Source organism: Vibrio sp. 10N.222.54.A3, from assembly GCF_041474095.1.
GTDB classification, from domain to species: Bacteria; Pseudomonadota; Gammaproteobacteria; order Enterobacterales; family Vibrionaceae; genus Vibrio; species Vibrio crassostreae_C.
In genome coordinates this window covers 1-20192 of sequence record NZ_JBFRTN010000134.1, presented here as the reverse complement: position 1 = coordinate 20192, position 20192 = coordinate 1, and the positions used below count along the sequence as shown (strand labels likewise).

At 43.2% G+C, this 20192-nt stretch carries 27 protein-coding genes and 2 pseudogenes; 2 read left to right on the top strand and 27 right to left on the bottom strand.

Annotated elements, in window-relative coordinates; genetic code table 11:
* Positions 1–156: 156 nt before the first annotated feature.
* Complete coding sequence (locus AB4507_RS21485) at positions 157–2412, bottom strand: peptidase U32 family protein (RefSeq protein WP_372183329.1); 2256 nt, start codon at positions 2410–2412, stop codon at positions 157–159.
* Positions 2413–2585: 173 nt separating this feature from the next.
* Here AB4507_RS21485 and AB4507_RS21480 point away from each other — a divergent pair, with 173 nt between their 5' ends.
* Entirely contained in the window at positions 2586–3176 is a 591-nt protein-coding gene (locus tag AB4507_RS21480) for a glutathione S-transferase (RefSeq protein WP_017061817.1), read from the top strand.
* Between the two features lie 223 nt (positions 3177–3399).
* Here the strand turns inward: AB4507_RS21480 and AB4507_RS21475 are convergent, their stop codons facing one another.
* The 7 genes and pseudogenes from AB4507_RS21475 to AB4507_RS21445 form a co-directional block, all read right to left on the bottom strand.
* Positions 3400–3849: a GyrI-like domain-containing protein gene (locus AB4507_RS21475; protein ID WP_372058385.1), complete on the bottom strand. Its 450-nt coding sequence runs from the start codon at positions 3847–3849 to the stop codon at positions 3400–3402.
* A 67-nt stretch (positions 3850–3916) separates the two neighbouring features.
* Entirely contained in the window at positions 3917–4150 is a 234-nt protein-coding gene (locus tag AB4507_RS21470; RefSeq protein WP_004733848.1) for a hypothetical protein, read from the bottom strand.
* Positions 4151–4158: 8 nt separating this feature from the next.
* Positions 4159–4410 (bottom strand): Rho-binding antiterminator, encoded by a 252-nt coding sequence (locus tag AB4507_RS21465; RefSeq protein WP_137001806.1) that lies wholly within the window; start codon positions 4408–4410, stop codon positions 4159–4161.
* A gap of 170 nt (positions 4411–4580) precedes the next feature.
* A complete protein-coding gene (catB, locus tag AB4507_RS21460; protein ID WP_137001807.1) occupies positions 4581–5213 on the bottom strand; it encodes a type B chloramphenicol O-acetyltransferase in 633 nt (210 codons plus the stop codon).
* Between the two features lie 93 nt (positions 5214–5306).
* On the bottom strand, positions 5307–6038 hold the full coding sequence (locus AB4507_RS21455) for a glucose 1-dehydrogenase (protein WP_372110503.1): 732 nt from the start codon (positions 6036–6038) through the stop codon (positions 5307–5309).
* Between the two features lie 71 nt (positions 6039–6109).
* A complete protein-coding gene (locus tag AB4507_RS21450) occupies positions 6110–6493 on the bottom strand; it encodes a nuclear transport factor 2 family protein (protein ID WP_137001808.1) in 384 nt (127 codons plus the stop codon).
* 51 nt (positions 6494–6544) lie between these two features.
* Positions 6545–7260: pseudogene (locus tag AB4507_RS21445) on the bottom strand (HAD family hydrolase).
* A gap of 255 nt (positions 7261–7515) precedes the next feature.
* Here AB4507_RS21445 and AB4507_RS21440 point away from each other — a divergent pair.
* A complete protein-coding gene (locus AB4507_RS21440) occupies positions 7516–7848 on the top strand; it encodes a PBPRA1643 family SWIM/SEC-C metal-binding motif protein (RefSeq protein ID WP_017068336.1) in 333 nt (110 codons plus the stop codon).
* A gap of 94 nt (positions 7849–7942) precedes the next feature.
* On the opposite strand, the gene AB4507_RS21435 is transcribed toward AB4507_RS21440, so the two are convergent.
* The 19 genes and pseudogenes from AB4507_RS21435 to AB4507_RS21345 all read right to left on the bottom strand — a co-directional run bounded on the left by AB4507_RS21435 (position 7943) and on the right by AB4507_RS21345 (position 19976).
* On the bottom strand, positions 7943–8494 hold the full coding sequence (locus AB4507_RS21435) for a DUF1349 domain-containing protein (protein WP_017061809.1): 552 nt from the start codon (positions 8492–8494) through the stop codon (positions 7943–7945).
* 17 nt (positions 8495–8511) lie between these two features.
* Positions 8512–9540 carry a radical SAM protein gene (locus AB4507_RS21430; RefSeq protein WP_372110497.1) on the bottom strand — a complete coding sequence of 343 codons (1029 nt, stop codon included), beginning with the start codon at positions 9538–9540 and terminating at the stop codon, positions 8512–8514.
* 138 nt (positions 9541–9678) lie between these two features.
* Positions 9679–9903: a hypothetical protein gene (locus AB4507_RS21425; protein ID WP_017061807.1), complete on the bottom strand. Its 225-nt coding sequence runs from the start codon at positions 9901–9903 to the stop codon at positions 9679–9681.
* 132 nt (positions 9904–10035) lie between these two features.
* Positions 10036–10551, bottom strand: coding sequence for a shikimate kinase (locus AB4507_RS21420; protein ID WP_372183326.1), 516 nt, complete (start codon positions 10549–10551; stop codon positions 10036–10038).
* A 267-nt stretch (positions 10552–10818) separates the two neighbouring features.
* Positions 10819–11283 (bottom strand): DUF302 domain-containing protein, encoded by a 465-nt coding sequence (locus AB4507_RS21415; RefSeq protein ID WP_372183324.1) that lies wholly within the window; start codon positions 11281–11283, stop codon positions 10819–10821.
* A gap of 151 nt (positions 11284–11434) precedes the next feature.
* Complete coding sequence (locus tag AB4507_RS21410) at positions 11435–12439, bottom strand: S66 peptidase family protein (RefSeq protein WP_137001809.1); 1005 nt, start codon at positions 12437–12439, stop codon at positions 11435–11437.
* Between the two features lie 140 nt (positions 12440–12579).
* A complete protein-coding gene (locus tag AB4507_RS21405; RefSeq protein ID WP_372183322.1) occupies positions 12580–12837 on the bottom strand; it encodes a hypothetical protein in 258 nt (85 codons plus the stop codon).
* A gap of 203 nt (positions 12838–13040) precedes the next feature.
* Positions 13041–13625: an HD domain-containing protein gene (locus AB4507_RS21400; protein WP_372183320.1), complete on the bottom strand. Its 585-nt coding sequence runs from the start codon at positions 13623–13625 to the stop codon at positions 13041–13043.
* 129 nt (positions 13626–13754) lie between these two features.
* Positions 13755–14171: a VOC family protein gene (locus AB4507_RS21395; RefSeq protein ID WP_017061801.1), complete on the bottom strand. Its 417-nt coding sequence runs from the start codon at positions 14169–14171 to the stop codon at positions 13755–13757.
* 119 nt (positions 14172–14290) lie between these two features.
* A complete protein-coding gene (locus AB4507_RS21390; protein ID WP_017061800.1) occupies positions 14291–14635 on the bottom strand; it encodes a VOC family protein in 345 nt (114 codons plus the stop codon).
* Positions 14636–14712: 77 nt separating this feature from the next.
* Complete coding sequence (locus AB4507_RS21385) at positions 14713–15183, bottom strand: GNAT family N-acetyltransferase (RefSeq protein WP_372183318.1); 471 nt, start codon at positions 15181–15183, stop codon at positions 14713–14715.
* Between the two features lie 168 nt (positions 15184–15351).
* Entirely contained in the window at positions 15352–15759 is a 408-nt protein-coding gene (locus tag AB4507_RS21380) for a VOC family protein (RefSeq protein WP_102398033.1), read from the bottom strand.
* Positions 15760–16150: 391 nt separating this feature from the next.
* Complete coding sequence (locus AB4507_RS21375) at positions 16151–16567, bottom strand: NUDIX hydrolase (RefSeq protein WP_102398031.1); 417 nt, start codon at positions 16565–16567, stop codon at positions 16151–16153.
* 139 nt (positions 16568–16706) lie between these two features.
* Positions 16707–17263 (bottom strand): annotated as a pseudogene (locus tag AB4507_RS21370) (nucleotidyltransferase family protein).
* 38 nt (positions 17264–17301) lie between these two features.
* Positions 17302–18147, bottom strand: a complete 846-nt coding sequence (locus AB4507_RS21365) for an MBL fold metallo-hydrolase (protein ID WP_029235170.1) — start codon at positions 18145–18147, stop codon at positions 17302–17304.
* Between the two features lie 18 nt (positions 18148–18165).
* Positions 18166–18654: an N-acetyltransferase family protein gene (locus AB4507_RS21360; RefSeq protein ID WP_372183316.1), complete on the bottom strand. Its 489-nt coding sequence runs from the start codon at positions 18652–18654 to the stop codon at positions 18166–18168.
* A 62-nt stretch (positions 18655–18716) separates the two neighbouring features.
* The gene (locus tag AB4507_RS21355) at positions 18717–19349 is read right to left on the bottom strand and encodes an RraA family protein (protein ID WP_372183314.1); all 633 of its coding nucleotides are present in this window, start codon (positions 19347–19349) and stop codon (positions 18717–18719) included.
* A 2-nt stretch (positions 19350–19351) separates the two neighbouring features.
* The gene (locus AB4507_RS21350) at positions 19352–19765 is read right to left on the bottom strand and encodes a GFA family protein (protein WP_050712025.1); all 414 of its coding nucleotides are present in this window, start codon (positions 19763–19765) and stop codon (positions 19352–19354) included.
* Between the two features lie 76 nt (positions 19766–19841).
* Positions 19842–19976, bottom strand: coding sequence for a hypothetical protein (locus tag AB4507_RS21345; protein WP_017091388.1), 135 nt, complete (start codon positions 19974–19976; stop codon positions 19842–19844).
* Positions 19977–20192 lie beyond the last annotated feature (216 nt).

Below are 20192 nucleotides of genomic sequence, written 5' to 3'. Positions count from 1 at the left end.
GGCGCACCATTAAAAAGGCCACTCGATTGAGTAGCCTTTTGTTTATTGGTTCAGAGTGCTTATAAGCGGTTGAGCGTTATAAACCTTGAACGCTCTTTGCGTTAGAAGCTATAAGCCTTACAGCCCATAGACATTGAACCCTATAAAACTTGTACGCTATAGACCTTGCACGTACTGAGCATTAGTTCGAACTTCAACCATCTGCTCTAGGTTCTGTTGTGAACCTTCAACGCCGTTCAGTAGCGCTTCGAAATGCTTGATAAGCTCAACTTTGTCTTTCACTTCTTTAGAACCTGCACCGATGTTGGTTAGGTCAATGAAGAACTCGTCGAACAGACCAGAGAAGTCAGTTACTGCGTCGTGGTTCAAGAACTGCTCGTGGTTGTAAATGCTTGGGTAGCCACCCTTCTGTTTATCAACCGCAAAAGAGATGCCTTTCACGTTGGTAATCGTGGTCGCTTTCTCACACTTCAACATACAACCTGCTTCGATGCTTGGCTTGTTACAACCCACGGTTCTTTGGAAGAAACACTGACGGCTGGTCATCATCAAGATTGGGTGGTAAATGCTGTAGAACAGTTTGAAGTTCTCTGGGCGACGAATATGACGAATCTGACCTTTGTTGATCTCGTTCGAAATGAATGCGCCTGCACAGTTCAGCTCTTCTTTCAGAGTAACCAGTGCGTGAGAGTTGGTCGTGTTCATGAACGGGCCTGCAACCCACTCAATACCCATCTCGTAAGCTTTGTAAGCAATACCCGTGTTGTTGGTTACGATGCGAGCTGGCTTGATCTCTTCAATAATACGAACCGCTTCGTCGTAATCTTTACCGATCAATACCGCTGGGAACCAAGGAATCAAACGTGGGTTTGCTGCCAAGATGTCGATGTACTTGTTACAACGCTTCTTGAAGCTTTCTGGAAGTTTGAAGTAAACATCCGCGTCAGTCACGTCACACAGGTGTAAGTCTTCTACATCGGCGATAAGCATCGACATAGTCGGCTTCTCGTTCACTTTAGGGTGCTGAGGCAGTGCTGGCACTTCAACGTGCTTAATCACTTCCACAGAGCCGTTCAGAATGAAGTCGATCTCGTCTTTTAGGTCTGAAACTTCTTTTAGAGGAATCAACAAGCCTGCATCCACTTGACTGAAGTCGTGGCTTTCTAGCGTGTGAACTGCACTCTTCACGTTTTTGAAGCGCTTCTCAAGTAGCTCTTGAGTAATCGCCTTCTCTTCAACCGCTTTCAATAGCGATTTAGATTGAAGAGTAAAGTTCTCTTTTGGCGTGTTCACAGTCACCGTAAATGGTTGACCCACTTTTGCGCTGAACGACAGTGCTACTGGTGTCTTGCGAATATCAAGGAACTCGATCTTGTCACGCATTTCGTTACCAAGAACGTCTTTCGCTTGGTGAAGTTCGTTGGTCACTTCTTGAATCTGTACAACTGAGATTTCGTTGTTCTGCTCCGTCGCTTTTTCAACAGCGTAGTTCATGCTGTTGTCGCGCGGGTTATCGATGAACATGTCTTTCGTTAGGTTGCCCTTTAGGAAAGAGTTGGTGAAATCACGGTTGAATACTTTGTGTAGGTTCGAATCGTCTTCGATCAACAAACCACTTTCTACAAAGCTATCAATCTGTTTACGCCATGTGTCTACCACGGTGTAAACGTAGTGTGCGCCTTTAATACGGCCTTCTACTTTCAATGAGTCGACTTTCGCATCAACCAATTCAGGTAGGTCGTAGTAAGCTGAGTTATCTTTCAGGTTAAGTGGGAACTTGTTGCCCGCGTTGGTGATTTCGTACTCATCACGACACGCTTGGCTACAACGACCACGGTTACCTGAGTTACCCACACTTACTGAGCTTGAGTAACATTGACCAGAGAATGCGATACACAGAGCGCCGTGTACGAACACTTCGGTTAATACGTCGTGATCGTGTGCCACTTCCGTCAGCATCTTGATTTCAGGCAGGTTCAACTCACGAGACAAGTTAACGCGCGTCGCGCCAATCTTAGACAAGAACTTAATCTGGCCTTCGTTGTGCGTAGTTAACTGAGTCGACGCGTGAACGTCTAACGATGGGAAATGCTTCTTAACCAGGTTGAATAAACCCAAGTCTTGAACAATGATGCCGTCCACTTTGGTGTTCACAAGCTGGTTCAGCAGTTTGGTGATGCTCTTAGTCTCGTGCTCCAGTAGCACAACGTTAAGAGTCAGGAACACTTCACAGCCGTATTCATGAGCAAGGCGAATCACACCATTCAATTCGTCTAACGACAGGTTAGAGGCTCTGTTACGAGCGTTGAATGTGTCTAAACCACAATAAACTGCATTAGCACCCGCTACGATGGCGGCTTTTATCGCTTCTACATCGCCACCTGGGGCTAATAACTCAATTTTTCTGCTCATTTTTGAAGTCGCTCACTTACTTATAATTTTTAAGCCGCGTATTCTACCCACATCACGATCTCTTTACCACCGTACAACACTTTTCAAACTAAATGACCTCAATAATGCCGAACGAATCCGATCTACCTATCCTTTATTCTTTACGCCGTTGCCCTTATGCAATGCGCGGACGAATGGGCATCGCACTATCACAGCAAAAAGTGTTACTTCGAGAAATTGTTACCAAAGACAAGCCTAGCGAACTATTGGCCAGTTCGCCAAAAGGAACAGTGCCTGTATTGGTGTTACCCAATGGACAAGTCATTGAACAGAGCTTGGATGTGATGAACTGGTCACTTCAACAAAACGATCCTCAAGATCTTCTGCGTTCAAGCAATCCAACGCTTAGCGAACAAGTTCAGCAGCTCATTAAAACCAACGATGAAGAATTTATTGGTCACTTAGAAAGGTATCGTGCATCGGTTCGTTACCGAAACATCGATGTTGAACAACGCCGACAAGCCTGCGAAACCTTCATTAAGCAGTTAGAAGTGCGACTTACCGATCAGCCCTACTTTTTTGGAGAAAGCCCAAGCTTGGCCGATTTTGCGGTGATGCCTTTCGTCAGTCAGTTTGTGCGAGTCGAAAAGAAGTGGTTTGTGAAATCGGAATATCAAAACGTAGGACGTTGGTTAAGAGCGCACCTTGAAAGTAAGCTCTACACCCAAGTCATGAAGCAATACCCTTTGTGGAATGAAACCAAGCAAGATTGTCTTTTTGGATAACTTAAGAGAATTTTGGGTGACTTAAGGGTATCTAGGGTGATCTAGGGGAATTCTGGAATAGATAATTCCTAGGTATTAAAGTAGTTACGTGACACTGTATCTTCTTTGTAAAGAACAGATATTCAAAGGCTTAACTGGGATTCCGTTGTCTCTTTACCGGTAACTACTGTCTCTTAACTGGCAAACACAGTCTAAGCTAAGCCTTTTGTTCATTTTAACCTGATCACTGAATCGCTATCGAAATCTCGACTTCAGTTTCACCTTTGTATAGTTCAAAATCTGTCGTGTAAGTTCTCACATGTGGGCAGTCAGCAGCGCTGAAATACGCCCACACTTCACCCCATAGGTCGATCACAGCTTGAGGGAGTTCACCTTCAGCAGAAAACGTTAAGTATTTGCCTGCTTGTATTTCGGTTTCTACAAGCGCATCTAAATTGTTATCGGTGAGTGCGCTAGTACAAGCGATAACATCAAATTCACCCGTAAAGTCTGACTCGTAGTTGGTGTAGACACCGTACACTTTTGAATCCGGCGTTAATTTTGGAAACGCTTGGTCAAAAAAGCCCTGCCACAATTGCCCTATCTTGGCTTTGGCTGGGTCCATCTCATCGGTATTAGTGGTTCTTACTGAAAAACCATACGCCTTTACGGCTTCAATCGTTTCTACTTTCATTCGTTTTATTCCTAAACCAATTGACGATCTAACTATATTGAATCCAATGTTTTGTAAAATAATACGACTAATCTTGTATCTCTTTATGCCCACACTTTTCACAGACAAGGTGACGAGAAAACTCATCCATTGACGCGATAAACGGGCCAAGGAACCAACCTTTTATCATGCCTGCCCAAAACTCGCTTCGCTTTTGGTTAGGTTTGTCTGCAAACGCACTCGTCTTTCTGACCAACACAACAACATGTTGTGTGTCTTCTCTGCATGCGGTGCAATAGCATTGTTCTATGGTGTTATTCATTTGAAAGCCTATGACGTTTTGAATGAAATCTGCTGAAAATGAGGGTTGTCGACACAAACTTCTAGTGTGGAAAGGTCTGTGAGTACGACAAGTTGTTCTAAACCTTGAATACTGACCTTAATGCACTCTTCACGGCTATCATTGCGTTGAGTATCTAATCCGACACATTCAATCTGCTCGCCAGATTTCAGCGTTAATTTGATTGGGTATCGGTGCATACACACAATCTCAATATAATCGTAATCGTTGCAACTAATCATAATACCCTTCCAATTCATCCACCACGCTAATGCGACATGCCATACTATTCAATATCTTTACAATCAATAAGTTACTCGTATCACAATCGCATTGCCATAATCAGATTATTGAGTAATTTGTTAAATTTAATCTCGTTCTCACCATTCACATTTCATCTGTGAACGACAATTTAAGGCTTCAAGAATCCTTTCCAATAATGGTACAAACCACCAATGTCTGAAGAACACATTAGCGACATTGCGCCTTTGATCTGTTCTTCGCTCCACTGCCACCATTTCATTTCTAGCAACTGAGCGATTTCAGTCTCATTGAAACGATAACGGATATGGCGTGCTGGGTTTGAACCGACAATCGAGTATGGCGCGACATCTTTAGTCACAACCGCTCGACTTGCGATGATGGCTCCGTCACCAACCTTAACACCACTCATGATCATGGCTTCTGTGCCAATCCACACGTCGTTACCAATCACGGTATCACCAGAGCGTTCAAAGCCGTCTATCGCACCTTCAAACTTCTCATCGTCTTGATAGAAAAACGGGAAGGTACTCACCCACTGGTTTTGGTGGCCTTGGTTGCCCGCCATCATAAACACGGCGCCAGAACCAATCGAGCAGTAGCTGCCAATGATCAGCTTATCGATGTCGGTTCTATCCGGTAATAGGTAACGCGCACAGTCATCAAAGCTGTGGTTATGGTAGTAACCCGAGTAATAGCTGTGCTCGCCCACGATGATGTTCGGGTTGGTCACTTGTTCTTTGAGTGACTTTCCAACAAACGGGCTTTCAAAATAGTTTTTCATGGTTGTACTCTTAGTTTCGTTCTTTTAGTTAGGTACTTTTGTTGCGTGTTGATGGTTGTAACTTGTTTATATTAGTGTAAAGGCAAACGTGCCCTATCGACCGCCTGCAATATCAATAAACGAGCCGGTGACATACGAAGCTTCGTCTGATAATAACCACGCGATAGAGTTCGCGACTTCTTCTGGTGTGCCACCTCGTTGTAACGGTAACTGCGAAGCTAGTCTGTCTACGCGATCTGGCTCTCCGCCGTCTGCATGCATCTCAGTATAAATACAACCTGGCCTTACGCCATTCACTCGGATATTGCGTGAAGCTAATTCAAGCGATAAGCCTTTGGTGAGTGAATCCATCGCACCTTTCGATGCTGCGTAATCCACATACTCAAACGGTGCGCCAGTACGAGAAGCGGCAGACGATACATTCACAATCGAACCCGCGCCATCGGCTTGTTTGATAAAGGCTTTACTGCACAGAAAGCAGCTTGATACGTTGGATTTCATCACCTTTTCAAAGCGATCCAATTCAATATCAACCAACGGTGACTGGGTAAACAAGATCCCGGCATTATTGACCAAGTGCGTCACTGGACCTAGCTTATTACGAGCAATCTCAAATAAAGATTTCACGTCCGATTCAACAGACACATCCGCACGCACACTAATCGCGGTTCCGCCTTGTTCGCGAATCTCATTCACTAGATCTTCAGCTCGCGACTCATTGTGTATGAAGTTAACGCATACAGCATAGCCTTGACTGGCCAACAATTTAGACGTCGCTGCGCCAATACCTCGGCTTCCGCCGGTTACAATCACTACCTTGTTCAATGAAACCTCCTAATGTTTACTTTTTCTGTGCAACCTGATTGTTCGATACAAACTGATCGTATCGACACAAACTAATTACTCGACACAACCTGAACCCACTGCGATCGCCACGCCGGCGCTTCGAATGGTTCTGGCCAAAACTCAGTTTGCTTTTGAATTAAACCATCAACAACCGTGTGAAAGGTGATCACTCGGCCTTTCAACACACTGTCAGTGACCGAAACGTCCGTTACTACCGTATCACCTTCACAGACAATCGAATTGAGCGTGAACTTCCAAACACCATTGGCTGGATATTCAGAGTTGATTGCAGTGAAGTTGTCGCGCCCTAACGTCAATTCAGACGACTGCGGCCAATAGCCTTCAAAATCTGCGGTTAGCCATTCACCTGCCTTTGCAAAATCATTACTGCGCATTGCATCCCAAAATCCCAATACCACTTGTTTTGGTGTCATTATTCTTCCTTAAAGTTATTTACGTGTGGTGATTTTTAAATGTCTGCTTCGTTATGCGTACTTGCTAATGATCGTTAAAAGATCATCGACACTGTTAGCAATGTAATCGGGCTTGGTTTGCCAATTTTCAGGTTTCGATCGGCTATAACCTGCTGCAACGGCAATCACTTTTGCGTTTTACCCAGCGCGGCTTCAATATTGCGAGCAAACTGTGTGTCCGCTTCATGGTCACCGATGTACATCAAACAAAGCTCGTTAGTCGGATCGGCGCCAAATATGTTCTCGACACATTTCACACCACCAAATGGATGGGGTTTTTGGTTACCGTTCGAGACATCGTCATAGCCCACGACCGATTTAAACAAATCGCCGATGCCATAACTGTCGAGCACACCACGAATATTCAATTGAGAGTTTTGAGAGCAGATCCCATGAGGAAGATGAGCAAACTGATTAACCACGGTTTCCATTCCTTCAAACAAGGCAACGGCTGTTTGGTTTTTCTCTTGATGCTCTGCCCACATTCCACCAGCGATCAACATTTCGTCATGGGATAAGCCGTAATAGTCGACATATAAGGCTTGCCAGTTTTTAGCCCCGTGGTTGGCTTCATGATAAAGCGCTTCGCTAAGCAAATATTTAGGTAAGTTGTCGCCTGACAAGTGTGGCGCGACTAAAGAGATAATGTCTTTTGTGATTGCGATATTCTTTGGAACGGAATTGACTATGGTTCCATCGTAATCCCACAGGATGGCATCTAACTTCATACACTATCTCTTTGTTTCGATTAGTAATTTGAATTTATCATTCATAAGCCTATTTAGGGCAATTTTATTGTCTTGAATTTCGAAATTTGTCGAATAGAAGCAAAGCTAGAGAACAAACCGTTACTAGCAAACAAAAACCAAACAGTGTTTGCTCACATCACTGCTTTATCAATTGCAATATATGCGTATAATCCCTGCTCCATTGCGCTATCGCCGTTAAAAATAGCGCCATTCAACATTTTTAATGAGTACCCAATGTCGAAACTATTTTTCAAAGGCCGTATCGAAACAAGACAGAACCACGTTCTTGCTGGCTACAACGTAAACCGCGATGTGAAAGCGGGTACTGAAGAATCTCCAATCGCAGTAATGGTTCAAACTGAAGCGCGCAAAGCAGAAGTTGAAGCACTAGCCGCTGAAAATACTATCTTCGTTACTGTTACAGTCGACGCAGACAAAGAAGAGAACACCATCGAGCTTGATACTCTACTGAACAAGCCAAAAACGATGACGTTTGAAAAGACCCCTAACCGTAACGATCCGTGTTCTTGCGGCAGCGGTAAAAAATACAAGAAGTGTTGTGCATAAGCGCTTTGACTTGAAGAATTTAAAAACGGACCGGTAGCAATATCGGTCCGTTTTTTTATACGCTAAGCAAGCTTATTCAGCGTAAGACAAATTATTAGGCGTCAGACAAACTGAAGCCACTAAATTTGGCGAAATTAGGCGTCGCCTTACTGCCACTGAACGTATAAAGCATCACACCCTGTTCACTGCCTACTAACGAATCAAACGTGATCACTTCCTGCCATTGTTGTTTTTCTAACGGGCGGAAATGAGCGCTGACTTTTCCGCCTTGTTTGACGAGCTTTACCGACACACTAGATTCACTAAACAACAGACGTTCCTTGATCTGTGGCTGACCATTTTGTTCTACAACGAACACCAATGAACGCTCGCCCATGAACATCTCTTTGCTCACTTTAATGTAGTTGTCGTTATCCCAGTAAATACCTAACCCAGCTTGTTCAAATGCGAGGTTTGGATCTAATTGAACCGTCACTTCTGTGCTGTAATCCGAGCTAGATACTGGATGAACGAAGATATTATCAACATCAGCTGAACCCGCACCAAAGATATTGCCCTCTTGCACTTGCATCGTCAGCACGCCGTTTTCCAAAGACCGATGTTCCGGATTTTCATTTCTGATTTGCCAGTTAACGAGGTTATTCATGTTATTAGTCCTTGCTGCTAGATCATGCGTTGACGGAGTTGGTAAAACACATTGTCGAGTTCATCGGGATTTTGCTTTTGAATGCGATTAAGCTCTCTTTGTACAGAATCGTACATAAGTTGGTTATCCATGTCTTTCAATGCGGCGTAGTAATGAATGCGACGTCCCAAGATAAAGTTATTCTGGTCATTCTCACTCATCATATTGAAACGGTCTATTGTCGCTAAGAACTTCGCTTTATCCTGTGGCAGCTGTCCGTTCAGTTCCATCAACAAATTAATACCGTGATAGTTACCATAGTTGCCCGTCACGCGGTTTAGTTTACTGATCAATTGATATTGTTCTTCAAGCATTTCACGTTCGCTAAGTGGCGTGAACTCTCCATTCTGCACCAGTTCATCCAATTCGGTTCCAGGCTTCACAGCAAGCGACAGAATGCGTATTTCATCTGGGTTGATTTGGTTAAGTAAGGCCGCCGTTTCTTCAACATGCTGCGCCGAATATTCTTTACCACCCAAGCCAAGGATAATGAAGGTCATCATCTTCATACCCGCTTGCTTCGCGTATTCGGTCGATTTCAAAATAGATTTCGGAGTAATGCCTTTTTTCATCAATTTGAGAACATCAATAGAACCCGATTCCATACCGCAATAAAGCATGTTGAGCCCTGCATCACAGATGGCTTTCATCTCTTCAGGCGACTTCTTAGTCATGCTTTGCGCTCGTCCATAAGAGCTGATCTGCTTTAACTCTGGGAAGGCTTGTTTGAGTGTATTCAACACATCCAGCAAGTCTTCGGTATCCATAGTGAATGAATCACCGTCTTGCAGAAAACAGGTCTCAAATTTACGGTTCTTATAGAATGCTTTCGCAGCCCAAATGTCTTTCTTAATCTCTTCAACGGGACGAATTGCAAACTCCATCCCCTCAAACAGCGTACAGAATTTACATTTGTTCCAAGGACAACCTTGGGTGGTACGAATCAATAAGCTATCCGCTTCTGAAGGTGGACGAATAGGCCCTTGTTGGAACTGATACTGTGTCATTTGAATGCCCAATAATTAACTATTCGCATAGGATACTGGAAGTTCATTCAATGAAAAACACGGTATAATTTGAATTATTATCAAATAAAAACGGATAATTGAAACAGAAGAATGTTGAAGTATTAAGTAGATTAAGGGCTAATCAAGGTTGTCCGGTGTACGTAAATTGGTTCCACACTTTGTACATTTATAGTCACCGTTTCCGCCACTTGAAGCTAGCGACGATAAAATCATGCCAAGCAACCCTGGCTTCTTTTCATGTTGTGGCGCTTTTTCGGCTTGGTTACTGAACATAGTGTACTTGTGCAGTGTCAGTTCCTTACAGTTACTACAGAACGCTCTCGTCTTCTCACTTCCATACATAATATCTATCTCCTTAACTCAAAGCACAAACTAAACATATGGCAAATATGCCACACGTAGAGTTAAATCTAAATATTTTCATGAAGTTATGAGTAAGTAAGAGCGTTTTAAAGAAAAGTAAACTCTCGACTGTTAAGTGAAGTGTTGGTGAACAAAGTTATTCAATTCAGTCACGCTTCTGATGATGTAAACCTCTTTCTCTTTAGCGCGCAATTCTAACTGCGCTCTAAAGTCGTCATTCCAAAATTTAGGACACAGTTGTAGTGTCTTATAGCTTTGTATCGTGCCTTTTATCACTGAGCTTCCAGCAGGCCAGCCTTCAGGTTTAACAAATAAACCTTTGAGCATTCTCTTGGTTACAAACCAGTAGCTAGTTGAATAAGGAATGTCGATATAAACCAAGGTATCAGCTGCATCTAAACGTGTGTTGAACGAGCCTAGAGGGCCAAAACCATCGATGATCCAGCTTTCTGACTTAAATATGCTCTCATGAGCCTCCTCAAATACTTCACGTTCAACAAACTCTCCGTTGGCCTTGTAAACAATAGAGTCCAACTGGTGAAGCTCTATCCCTGTAGCTAGTGCTAACGCCTTGCTGACTGTGGACTTTCCACTCCCAGGCTTACCAAAAACCGCGATCTTTTTCATATGACTTCCTCTATTCAGATAAAACCCATAAGACAGCGACAAAAAACCCACCTTACGGGTGGGTTCGATAAACAAAGCGCATCAACAATCCCACCATTCTTATGGAATGATGATAATTCGTTGGTTAGATGGCGCTAAATTCAGTTTCATAAAACTACTTTTATATATTGTTGCTTAGTTGTCAATGCAGCCAAACGTTGATTGGGAAGCTATATCCTCGTCAAGTCGCACCCATTAATAGTCTTAATGAGTGCTAATTGGTCTTGGTTATTTCGCTTTCTTTTTCGCCACTGTCGCTTCTGATAGCTTGCTTAGTACACCCGATACTTTCTTAACGACCTCGTCACAGCCATTGATCGCGTGACGCTCTACCAAGTAATTAGGATCGTTGTAAGACAACCATACTTTCTTATTTGAATCTTCAGTGACTAACACCTTCTGCGGTAAATCTATCGAGACTTCTTGAGCACATTGCATTAATGGTGTCCCTACTTTCGGGTTACCAAAGATGATGACTTCCGTTGGTCTCAATTCAAGATCGACCTTACTCGCGTTTTTCTGATGGTCAATTCGCGCAAACAATGTCAAACCTTTGCTTATAGCGAGTTCTTCAAAGCGGTCAGCGGTCTCTTTCACTGAGTAATTACTTTGGTATTTAATCAAACCATCAGAAGCCGCAGCTAAAAATGATGCAGAGAGTAAAATGGCGCATAGTGGTAGTAATTTTTTCATCGTCACCTCAGAGATTTAACCTAATCAAACTTACATTCATAGCGCCACTTCTAAAATCAGCGACGTAACCCATGTCAGTATAGACGCGATTCGATTCTCAGTTTGCAGAGAGGATCACTTTTCTAATGCGTCTTATTATCATCAGTTTAGGTTAACTCGACGCTAACCATTGGCTTTGAAGCTTGAATGTTTGGTCATCAAAATCAATAGTGCCTTGCACACCTAGTGGCGTGACTAGCATGGGATGGGTGTGACAACTGTCGAAGCCATACAGGATCGGGACATTTTTACCGTTCAGCACTTCAAGAAGTACATCGAGTGGTGTTCGCCCTGTCCCTTTGTCATCAAACAACTCATGTTTGCCGAGTACAATAGCGCCTACTTTATCGAATACTCCGCAAGCCAATAAGTGCGCGAATGAACGCTCGACCGCTTCAATGCCTTTTAGTGAATCTTCAATAAGCAGAATATAGCCAGACTGAATTTCTGGCATGTATTCGCTGCCCCAAATCCCGGCCATCGTACTCAGGTTGCCGCCAATCACGCGACCGCTTACTTGACCTCTTCCCATGAAGTGCCATTCGTTATTGTAAACTGGCTTTGCAGAGTCTTGAGTTTCCCAATCGTGTTTAATGTCCGTCCAACTCTCAGGCATCGTGTACTGATGTTGGCTTGAATCCGAGCATAAGATGTCAGTAAACGATTGGAAGGTTTCGTCGACTAATGGCGGGAACTCACCAAATGACGCAACAAGTGCAGGGCCATAAAAAGTCACCAATCCAGTTTTGGCGTAGATGCCTAACAGTAATGCTGTGGCATCTGAATAGCCGACGATGATCTTAGGGTCGTCTCTAAGGGCATCATAATCGATGTATGACAACAGTGAGTTACTGTTGTTACCACCAATGGTCGACATAATGCAGCGCACGTCAGGATCTCGAATGAGCTGATTGAGTTCTTCGGCTCGCGCTTGAATGGAACCAGAACGATACCCTTCTGACTCTCCAGTTAACAAACCTTCAACTAGAATGAAGCCCTGCTTTTCCAAATAACGTTTAGCACGAGCAAATCGATTAGGTGCAAAGACCGTTGCGGGCGATGACGGTGAGAAAAATCCGATTTTGTCACCAATATTTAAAGCTTTTGGGTATATCACTCGTTTGTCCTCCATAACAAAATTGGAATAATACGCCTGACTGAAACTCACTAATTCTTAAAGCAAACGAGTTCTTTAAGCGAGTTGATTTCGGGGTTAGAGCTCAAAAAATTAAGGTTGAATCAAATTTTCATCCCCAATTAATGCCACGATTTAGTCCCACATTTCTCACACTGGTATTCGTAATCACTGTCGACATAAAAACCGGGAACATTATGGTCACCTTTAAACAATAACGTCATCAGGTACTCCATCAACACGCCTAACTTCCATTGTTTCTTTTCAGATTCAGTGTCCGCTTTAGATTCAGCATCGGAAGCGCTAACAGCAAGGTGCGGGGTAAGTGCGTCGCACTGCTCACAGTGATAAGGGTGTTTAATATACTTATTATCAAGCATTTATATAAGCCAACTGATATTTATAAATTTGATACATACTAACAACTTATCACTCGGTTCTCGAACTTATTGTTGTCCACTAGAGTTTTATTAGAAAGAAATGAGACACAAGGTAAGTGCCATGCATCTTGAATCAGTTACCATCGAGATCTCCCTCATTGAAAAGCTAAAGCTATTCTTACGCTAAGGTATGAAATTAACTTTTACTTTAATAGCCCTTTTTCCGCAGCACCTTCAAGTTGCACTTCTAGCTCTTTCCATAAGGCACGACTGCCTTTAGAAATACGCTCGCCATTGAAGGTCAGTACTTTGTCTTTGGATATGTTGTGCTTCTTCCAGCTGTGACCACCACCACCATGGATGTTATGAAGCAAAGGCGGCACTCTATCGATCGCCTTACAAAATCTAGCTTCTGGTGACTCACCGGCTTCGAACTCAAGCCATAAATCCAAATACTCGCTTGTTGAATGGCTCGGCAATGATTTCAGCAACCGCTCGACGCAGTTTCTCTCTTTGAGCTTGTTTTCTTCGGTTTCACTGGCATAAATGATGGTGTCTCCGGCATCGATTTCCCCAAGATCATGAATCAGCAGCATCTTCATTACTCGCGTAATATCGATTTCTTCATTGGCATAGTCTTTCAACATGAGTGCGCTCAAACAGACGTGCCAACTGTGCTCAGCGGAGTTTTCATATCGATCCAATCCAACCGGTTTTGTCTGTCGATGAACATCCTTTAATTGTTCAATCTCGACCATGAATTGCAGAATGCCTTTGATTTCTTCCACGATGAGCTTCCTTAACTTAAGTTGATGATTTAGCGGTGCGGAGGGTTAACCTAACGAAAGAGAAGCGTTACTCCCAATGAACCGACATTTTGTAATACGCAACACCCGATGGTTGTGGGCTAAGCTTATCTACCTGTTAGCCATAGGGTGTTCAGGATTTAACTGAAGCAGATCCCACAAGTTACCGTAAAGATCTTCAAACACAGCAACGGTGCCGTAGCCTTGCTCTTTAGGCTCTCGGACAAAGTTAATGCCCAAAGACGTCATACGTTCGTAATCACGCCAGAAGTCATCGGTGTTTAAGAATAGGAATACGCGTCCACCAGCTTGGTTGCCGATGAAATCGAGTTGCTCTGGCTTGGAAGCTCTAGCAAGTAACAGGCTCACACCGGTTGAATTTGGTGGAGCAACAACAACCCAGCGCTTATCTTCTTCTGGCAGATACGTGTCTTCGATGAGATCAAACTTAAGCTTGTTTACATAGAAATCAAGCGCTTCATCGTAGTCTTTTACCACGAGTGCAATGTGGACAATATTCTGTTTCATAACATACCTTGTTGGGGTTTTAGCTGCGTGGAATGATGCCATGAAGCAGGTAAAGACACTAGGTGTCGCATCATAAATCGTAGTATCTCGTCCGTCACAATCTAAAAGGTATACATCATTTATAACTGCCAGAATCCGAGCTCGACGCCACCTTGAATGACAATGGCACACATCCCGTGACGTGGTAACTCCATTGGCGGCACCGCAACTTCGGCGCCTAGTTTCTCGGCTGCAGTTACTGCAGACTGAATATCCTCAACCAACGTGTAATGACGAACAGTTGGTTCTTCAGTTTCACGAAGCGGTGCTCGAATGCCAATTACCCCGCCATTAGATAGCTTTGCAGTGCGCGCCCCACCAAGGTTCACATCTGCACCACTGAATTTCACGTTGTAGAGCTGAGCGTATGTTGCACAAACGACATCGACCTCTGGGGTAACCACTTCAAGATATTGAACCTTCATCAAATTTCCTTCTCGTGTTCTTTAAGACTCTCAACCTGCATACAGCTGTGCAGGTGTTTCTCATCAATAATTTATTACTAAGCAATTCGACCGCGCATGATAAATTGCGGGCCTGCTGCGCCACCTAAATACTGTTGATTGATATCTTCGAAACCGCCTTTCTTATAACAGTTGAATGCTGCCGGATTTTTGCAATTCACAGTTAAGTAAATCGACTCATACGCTGAGTAATTCGCTTTTAAATACGGAAACAAAGCCTTCACCGTGCCTGTTCCTAAACCTTTACCTTGCTGGTTTTTATTAAGCACAAAGGCTCTCAAGCCAATGCTTCCTTCAGGGCAGAATTCGTAGTGCTCTGCGTAAGCGATATCCAGCTTAAAGAAACCCACAACTTCGTTATCAGACTTAATCACGTGCAAGTGCGTCGTTTCACTGCCGTCTAATAAAAACTCTGCAGCTGTACCAGCGAACTTAACCTGTTCATCGGCGAGTTGGATGGCCTGAACTAACGCCACATGTGAATCTTCAAGCCTTTCGATAGTTATCATTGTTGTTCCTTCTGTATAGCACCCACGAAGAACCGACTAGAGCTCATCGCTAGTATCTCGAGATCCGTATTTTGGGAAATGCAACCTTAGTACTCAGTTAATACGTTTAGTCCATCCAATAATTTCGAGTAAAGACCAGCATTTGGTATCCAACTAAAAGGTCATGACTTAATGAATATCTTGGCAGAGCCTAAAGAGATAACCGTCAGGAGTTTGAACGATGAACTGCTTCTGAGTCGCGATCGAATCCCCACATTGATAAGACTTCGACTCTAACGCTAAGTAAATAGAATCAGCGGCGCTTTCGTTAACTCTCTGATAAAGTCGCTCGATGTCGATAACATCCCATTGGAAGTTAACACCACGCCCTAACGGAAACTCTAGGTCACCTGAAAGCCATTTTCGACTTTTGCCCGCAATCCCTTCAAGCATCACATCAACACCATCAAGCGTTAGATAAGCAAACTCCTCATCTGGGCGTTCGTATTTAACTTCAAACCCTAACACATCGACAAAGAAGGATTTGCTCACATTAATATCGAAACAATAAAGCTCTGGAACTACTCGTAATGTCATGATTTACCATTCTCATTATTTTATTGCTGATTAATCATCTTCTTTTAATGCAAGGGCGCTATTGTGATGTTTTCTTTATTGGCTGACACACTAACAATACGTAAACCAATACAAAACTAAGCACAATGGCACCTAAAGTGCTAAACCCAGCATAATTCATTGATATCGAAAACGAGAAAGGCGCGACAAAAAAGAGTGAATAGTAATAAACAGTAAAGGGCTTCAATACTTGAGCGCATTGTTTACATGGCATGTATTTGGAAGGATCCAGCTTGGATTTCTCTTTAATAGAAACCGACGCCCCACAATTTGGACACTTGAACATCGAACATCTCCTTAATTCCGTTTGATTATTCCCTTTATTCACACAGCAACAGACTCACAATTTGTATTACTGCGCTAGCTTCCCAAGGATGACTGGATCGCTCAACAGATTCGTCAGAGGAAGAAACAATGGCTCTGGTAAATCATCGAGCTTAAACCATTTCCATTGCTTACATTTATCAGGCTCTGTCACCTGTGGTTTGCCGCTAGCATCAGAAGCCACAACAAACAGCGTTATATAGTGCTTGTTCTCTTTCTCAAAAATATCATTGGTAAAAGAGAGCTTTTCAAATCCACTAACAACGAGGCCAGTCTCTTCGAGTGTTTCGCGTTTGGCACACTCTTCAATGCTCTCACCCCACTCAAGGTGTCCGCCCGGCGTTGCCCACGTATGAGCTCCGTGAGAACCAATTCGCTCTCCAAGTAACACTCGCCCTTCACGTAGAATAACCGCAGCGATACCTACTCTTACTTCCTGACTCACTTAAAACTCCTTAATTCTTACCAAAAGACAAACGAACAGCTAAGTGACTAACAATGCCGAGATCACGCTCAAACTTACCACTAGCGCCAAGCCGAGTTAAATACCAAATGTTGAGAATGATCTCGTAAAGCTCTGTCGATCACACCCAAGGAAGCACTTTTACTTGCTGCCATCGAGCCTTATAGCCAGTGGTCATTTTGTTGTAATTTTCTTCTGTCATTGCTCGCTTATTCGGTTTAATCAGCATATCAAACGCATCCTCTACACCGTATGGTGAAAACAACTTGATGCCGCCTGAATCATTCAAAGTAAACCCGATAGCAAATGCAGAGAGCCAAGACTCGATACCTTGTTCAACACGATCGTATGGTTGAATGAAGCAACCGAACTTCTTAGCGTAATGCTCATGAATGGTCGCTTGGTTCTTTACGTCCACGTCGACACAATGACTTAACCGCGAACGAATGCGGTTTTTGAACTCATCTTCGGTGATAGCTGAGGTACTATTGAAATAGACAACATCGAAGTCTTTGACTTGGTCTAGAAGCGGTTTGTTTTCGATATCATTCCAGATGATTTGAGTGATAGCTCCGCCTGCAATATAGAGTTTGGCAAGCCTACCTCACGACATACTTTGGCTGTATCGATTAGCTCAGGAACTTGTTGAATGAGGTTCTTTAGTTTTTGTTTATTCATCGTGACCTAACTAACATCCATCTAAGGTTTGACCAACGCTACACATGAATACGCCGACCTGTCGGCATTGCTTCCAGACGCTTGCCTAATACTTCTTTCAACAACTCATAAGCTTTCTTGCCTGTGCAGTGCCCTGTATACAGTTTATCAATGGGGTATTGAGACAACGTCAATCCAAGATCTCTAATGTCTTGCTTTGTGCCACCAATACTATTGAACAATGGTAAGCCCACTAGATGGAAGCCCCCGACAACCGCTTTTATTCTCTCTCCTGGGAACAGAGTAACCGCTGTATCAACCATATTAAGAACGCCACTATGCGCACATCCCGTGAATATAACTAAACCATCTGGCTCTTTAATCACTAACAGTAATTCATGATCAAATGAGTCGCGCTCCCGTCGATTTTCCGACTGTGTATAAAGGTATTTATTACCCTTAGGTTGTTCGTGTTTCACGCTAATATCTGTGATAGCAAAGACATTTGGGGCGATCTCAGTAGTACGATTAACGAAGACTAACCGCTCGTTGCTGTTTTCTAGTAAGTCCGGATTGATCCCGACATCACTTTTGAAACCGAAAGCCCGGAAATGATAGCTTTTCTGTTCGCAATTTTTCAGAAACACTTTGGCTTTAGAGTTATGAGCAACAAAATCAGCGGTGCCATTACAATGATCATGATGCCTGTGTGATATGACAGCGAGGTCTACATCTTTAATATCAATACCCAGTAATGGTGCGTTTTGACAAAACGTATCGCCACTTCCCATATCGAACAAGATCTTTAGCGATTCAGTTTCAATATGCAGTGATAGTCCGCGCTCAACGGCTAAATCTTTCCTGTTATCCAGTCGAGAGTTATCAACCAGCGTCGTTATTTTCATAGTTCCCTTTTGATTCATTTACGAATCGCACATTGCCCAACGGAAATAAGGTCTTTGACCATCCATTCGCTCAACCTCTGCACCCAACCTTTTGTAGAAATCATGCGCTTTCTTATTGTTCGGACTTGCCGTCCATGAGATGTGAGAGGCGGATGATGACTTCGCTTGTGACTTTAAAGCCAACATAAGTTCACGGCCATACCCTTTTGCTCTTTGATTTCCTGTAACCAATAGGTCGTCAAGCCAGATTGATGGCTGTCCACTGAAGGATGAATATCGATAGTGATACAGTGCGAAGCCAAAAGGCTCACTATTCCGTTCCAATATTAACGCATGGGCAAATGCGTAGTCACCAAATAGTGTACGTTCGATTTTCTCTATAGTTGTCGAGATTTCACCGCTAAACCCTTTCATACTTCGGTCAAAGTCAGCTTTTTGTTCAATAAACTCTAACAAGACTCTTGAGTCTTCTTTTGTCGCAGTCCGTACGATCAATCTCTTCTCCATGGGTGAATTTATTCGTTATTGTCTAACGCTTGTTAATAGATAAATATGCCACGTATTGCGAATCAGCTTAAAGTGCTTTCAGATTTTTGTTTCGCAGACGATATTGCTTGGGCTATTTTGGCCCTGTGATTTGCTTCCCACTCAGCGAGCGTTAATGACGCCTCTTCACTTGCTTTCTTTGAAGCCATTAAAAACACTTCGTCTTTCTTTGATTTGGGAATAACGACAATACCCTCTACATCAGCAACAATGATATCTCCCGTAGAGACCTTTGCTCCCCCGCAAGTGATTGGAGCGCCCAGTTCAGAATAGACCTCTTTCTTTCCCGGTACAGGATGAACACCTTTCGCAAAAACTGGAAACTTCATATCTGAAATTTCACCCAAATCTCGAATGACACCATCAATAATAAAGCCTTTGATACCTCGATTCTTCGCGACTGCGCATACATTACCGCCGGCTACAGCATATTCGCTATCAACGCCATCTACTACAATGATCGAACCTTCTGGTGCTTCGTATATGGCTGAATGAAGCATTAAATTATCACCAGACGTTAACTGGACAGTAAACGCTTCTCCACAAATTCGCGGCATTCCCTGCCAAAGAGGACCAATACTAAAGTCAATAAAGTGATCGTTACTTAGTATATTTCCGTACTCGGTTGTCGCTAATTTAGAAAAATCTGTCTTCATATTTACTCTCCACTTTCAAAGTGGGCAAATACTTCTGCGCCAGTCATATTGTGCGTTTCATTTTTAAATTCGTAGTAATCGGGCTTTTCATCGATGAATATCTGATGAGTTAACTTGTAGTCATCCCCAGACATCAATAAACCGACAGGAAGGTGATACTGATTATTTGGCACTAAAAAGTAAAACAAGTGAGTACCACATTTACCGCAGAACCCTCTCTCAGCCCAATCGGATGACTTATATCTCACTACATTTGATTCACCTGATATTTTGACGGAATCAGAGCAATCAATGACTAACATCGGACCGCCAGACCAATTTCTACACATACTACAATGACAAGCCCCCAATTCATTACTGGCGTACTCTACTTCCAACTCAACCGAGCCACATAGGCACTTTCCTTTACCTTTCATGAATCCTCCAATCTTTGCAATGTGTGTAAATGAATAGCAGATCACGCTTTTTATACCGATGACTTAATTAGAAAGGCTATTTTGTGTTCCCCTTCTCCGACAGATACGCGGCATACTTTTTAGAGATCCATTTATGAATATGAAGCCCTGTTTTACGAACAAGATACCAATCTATCGCAACTAGAATCACCAAACCGATTACAGTTCCCATTACAAAACCCCCATGCTCATTGAAATGCCACTCTACCAAATAGTTAAGAAAGGCACCGTGAACCTAAACTAGATATGGATAGTTACTTTAACTCAGGAAGAATGACGAGGCATAACGCTTAGCTACGCTGTAAGTGGATGTATGCCATGTCTGAGCGAAGCGAGTTCGGCACGCGTTTACGAATCAGATTTAGGCGCCTTGTTGAACGAAGCCGCT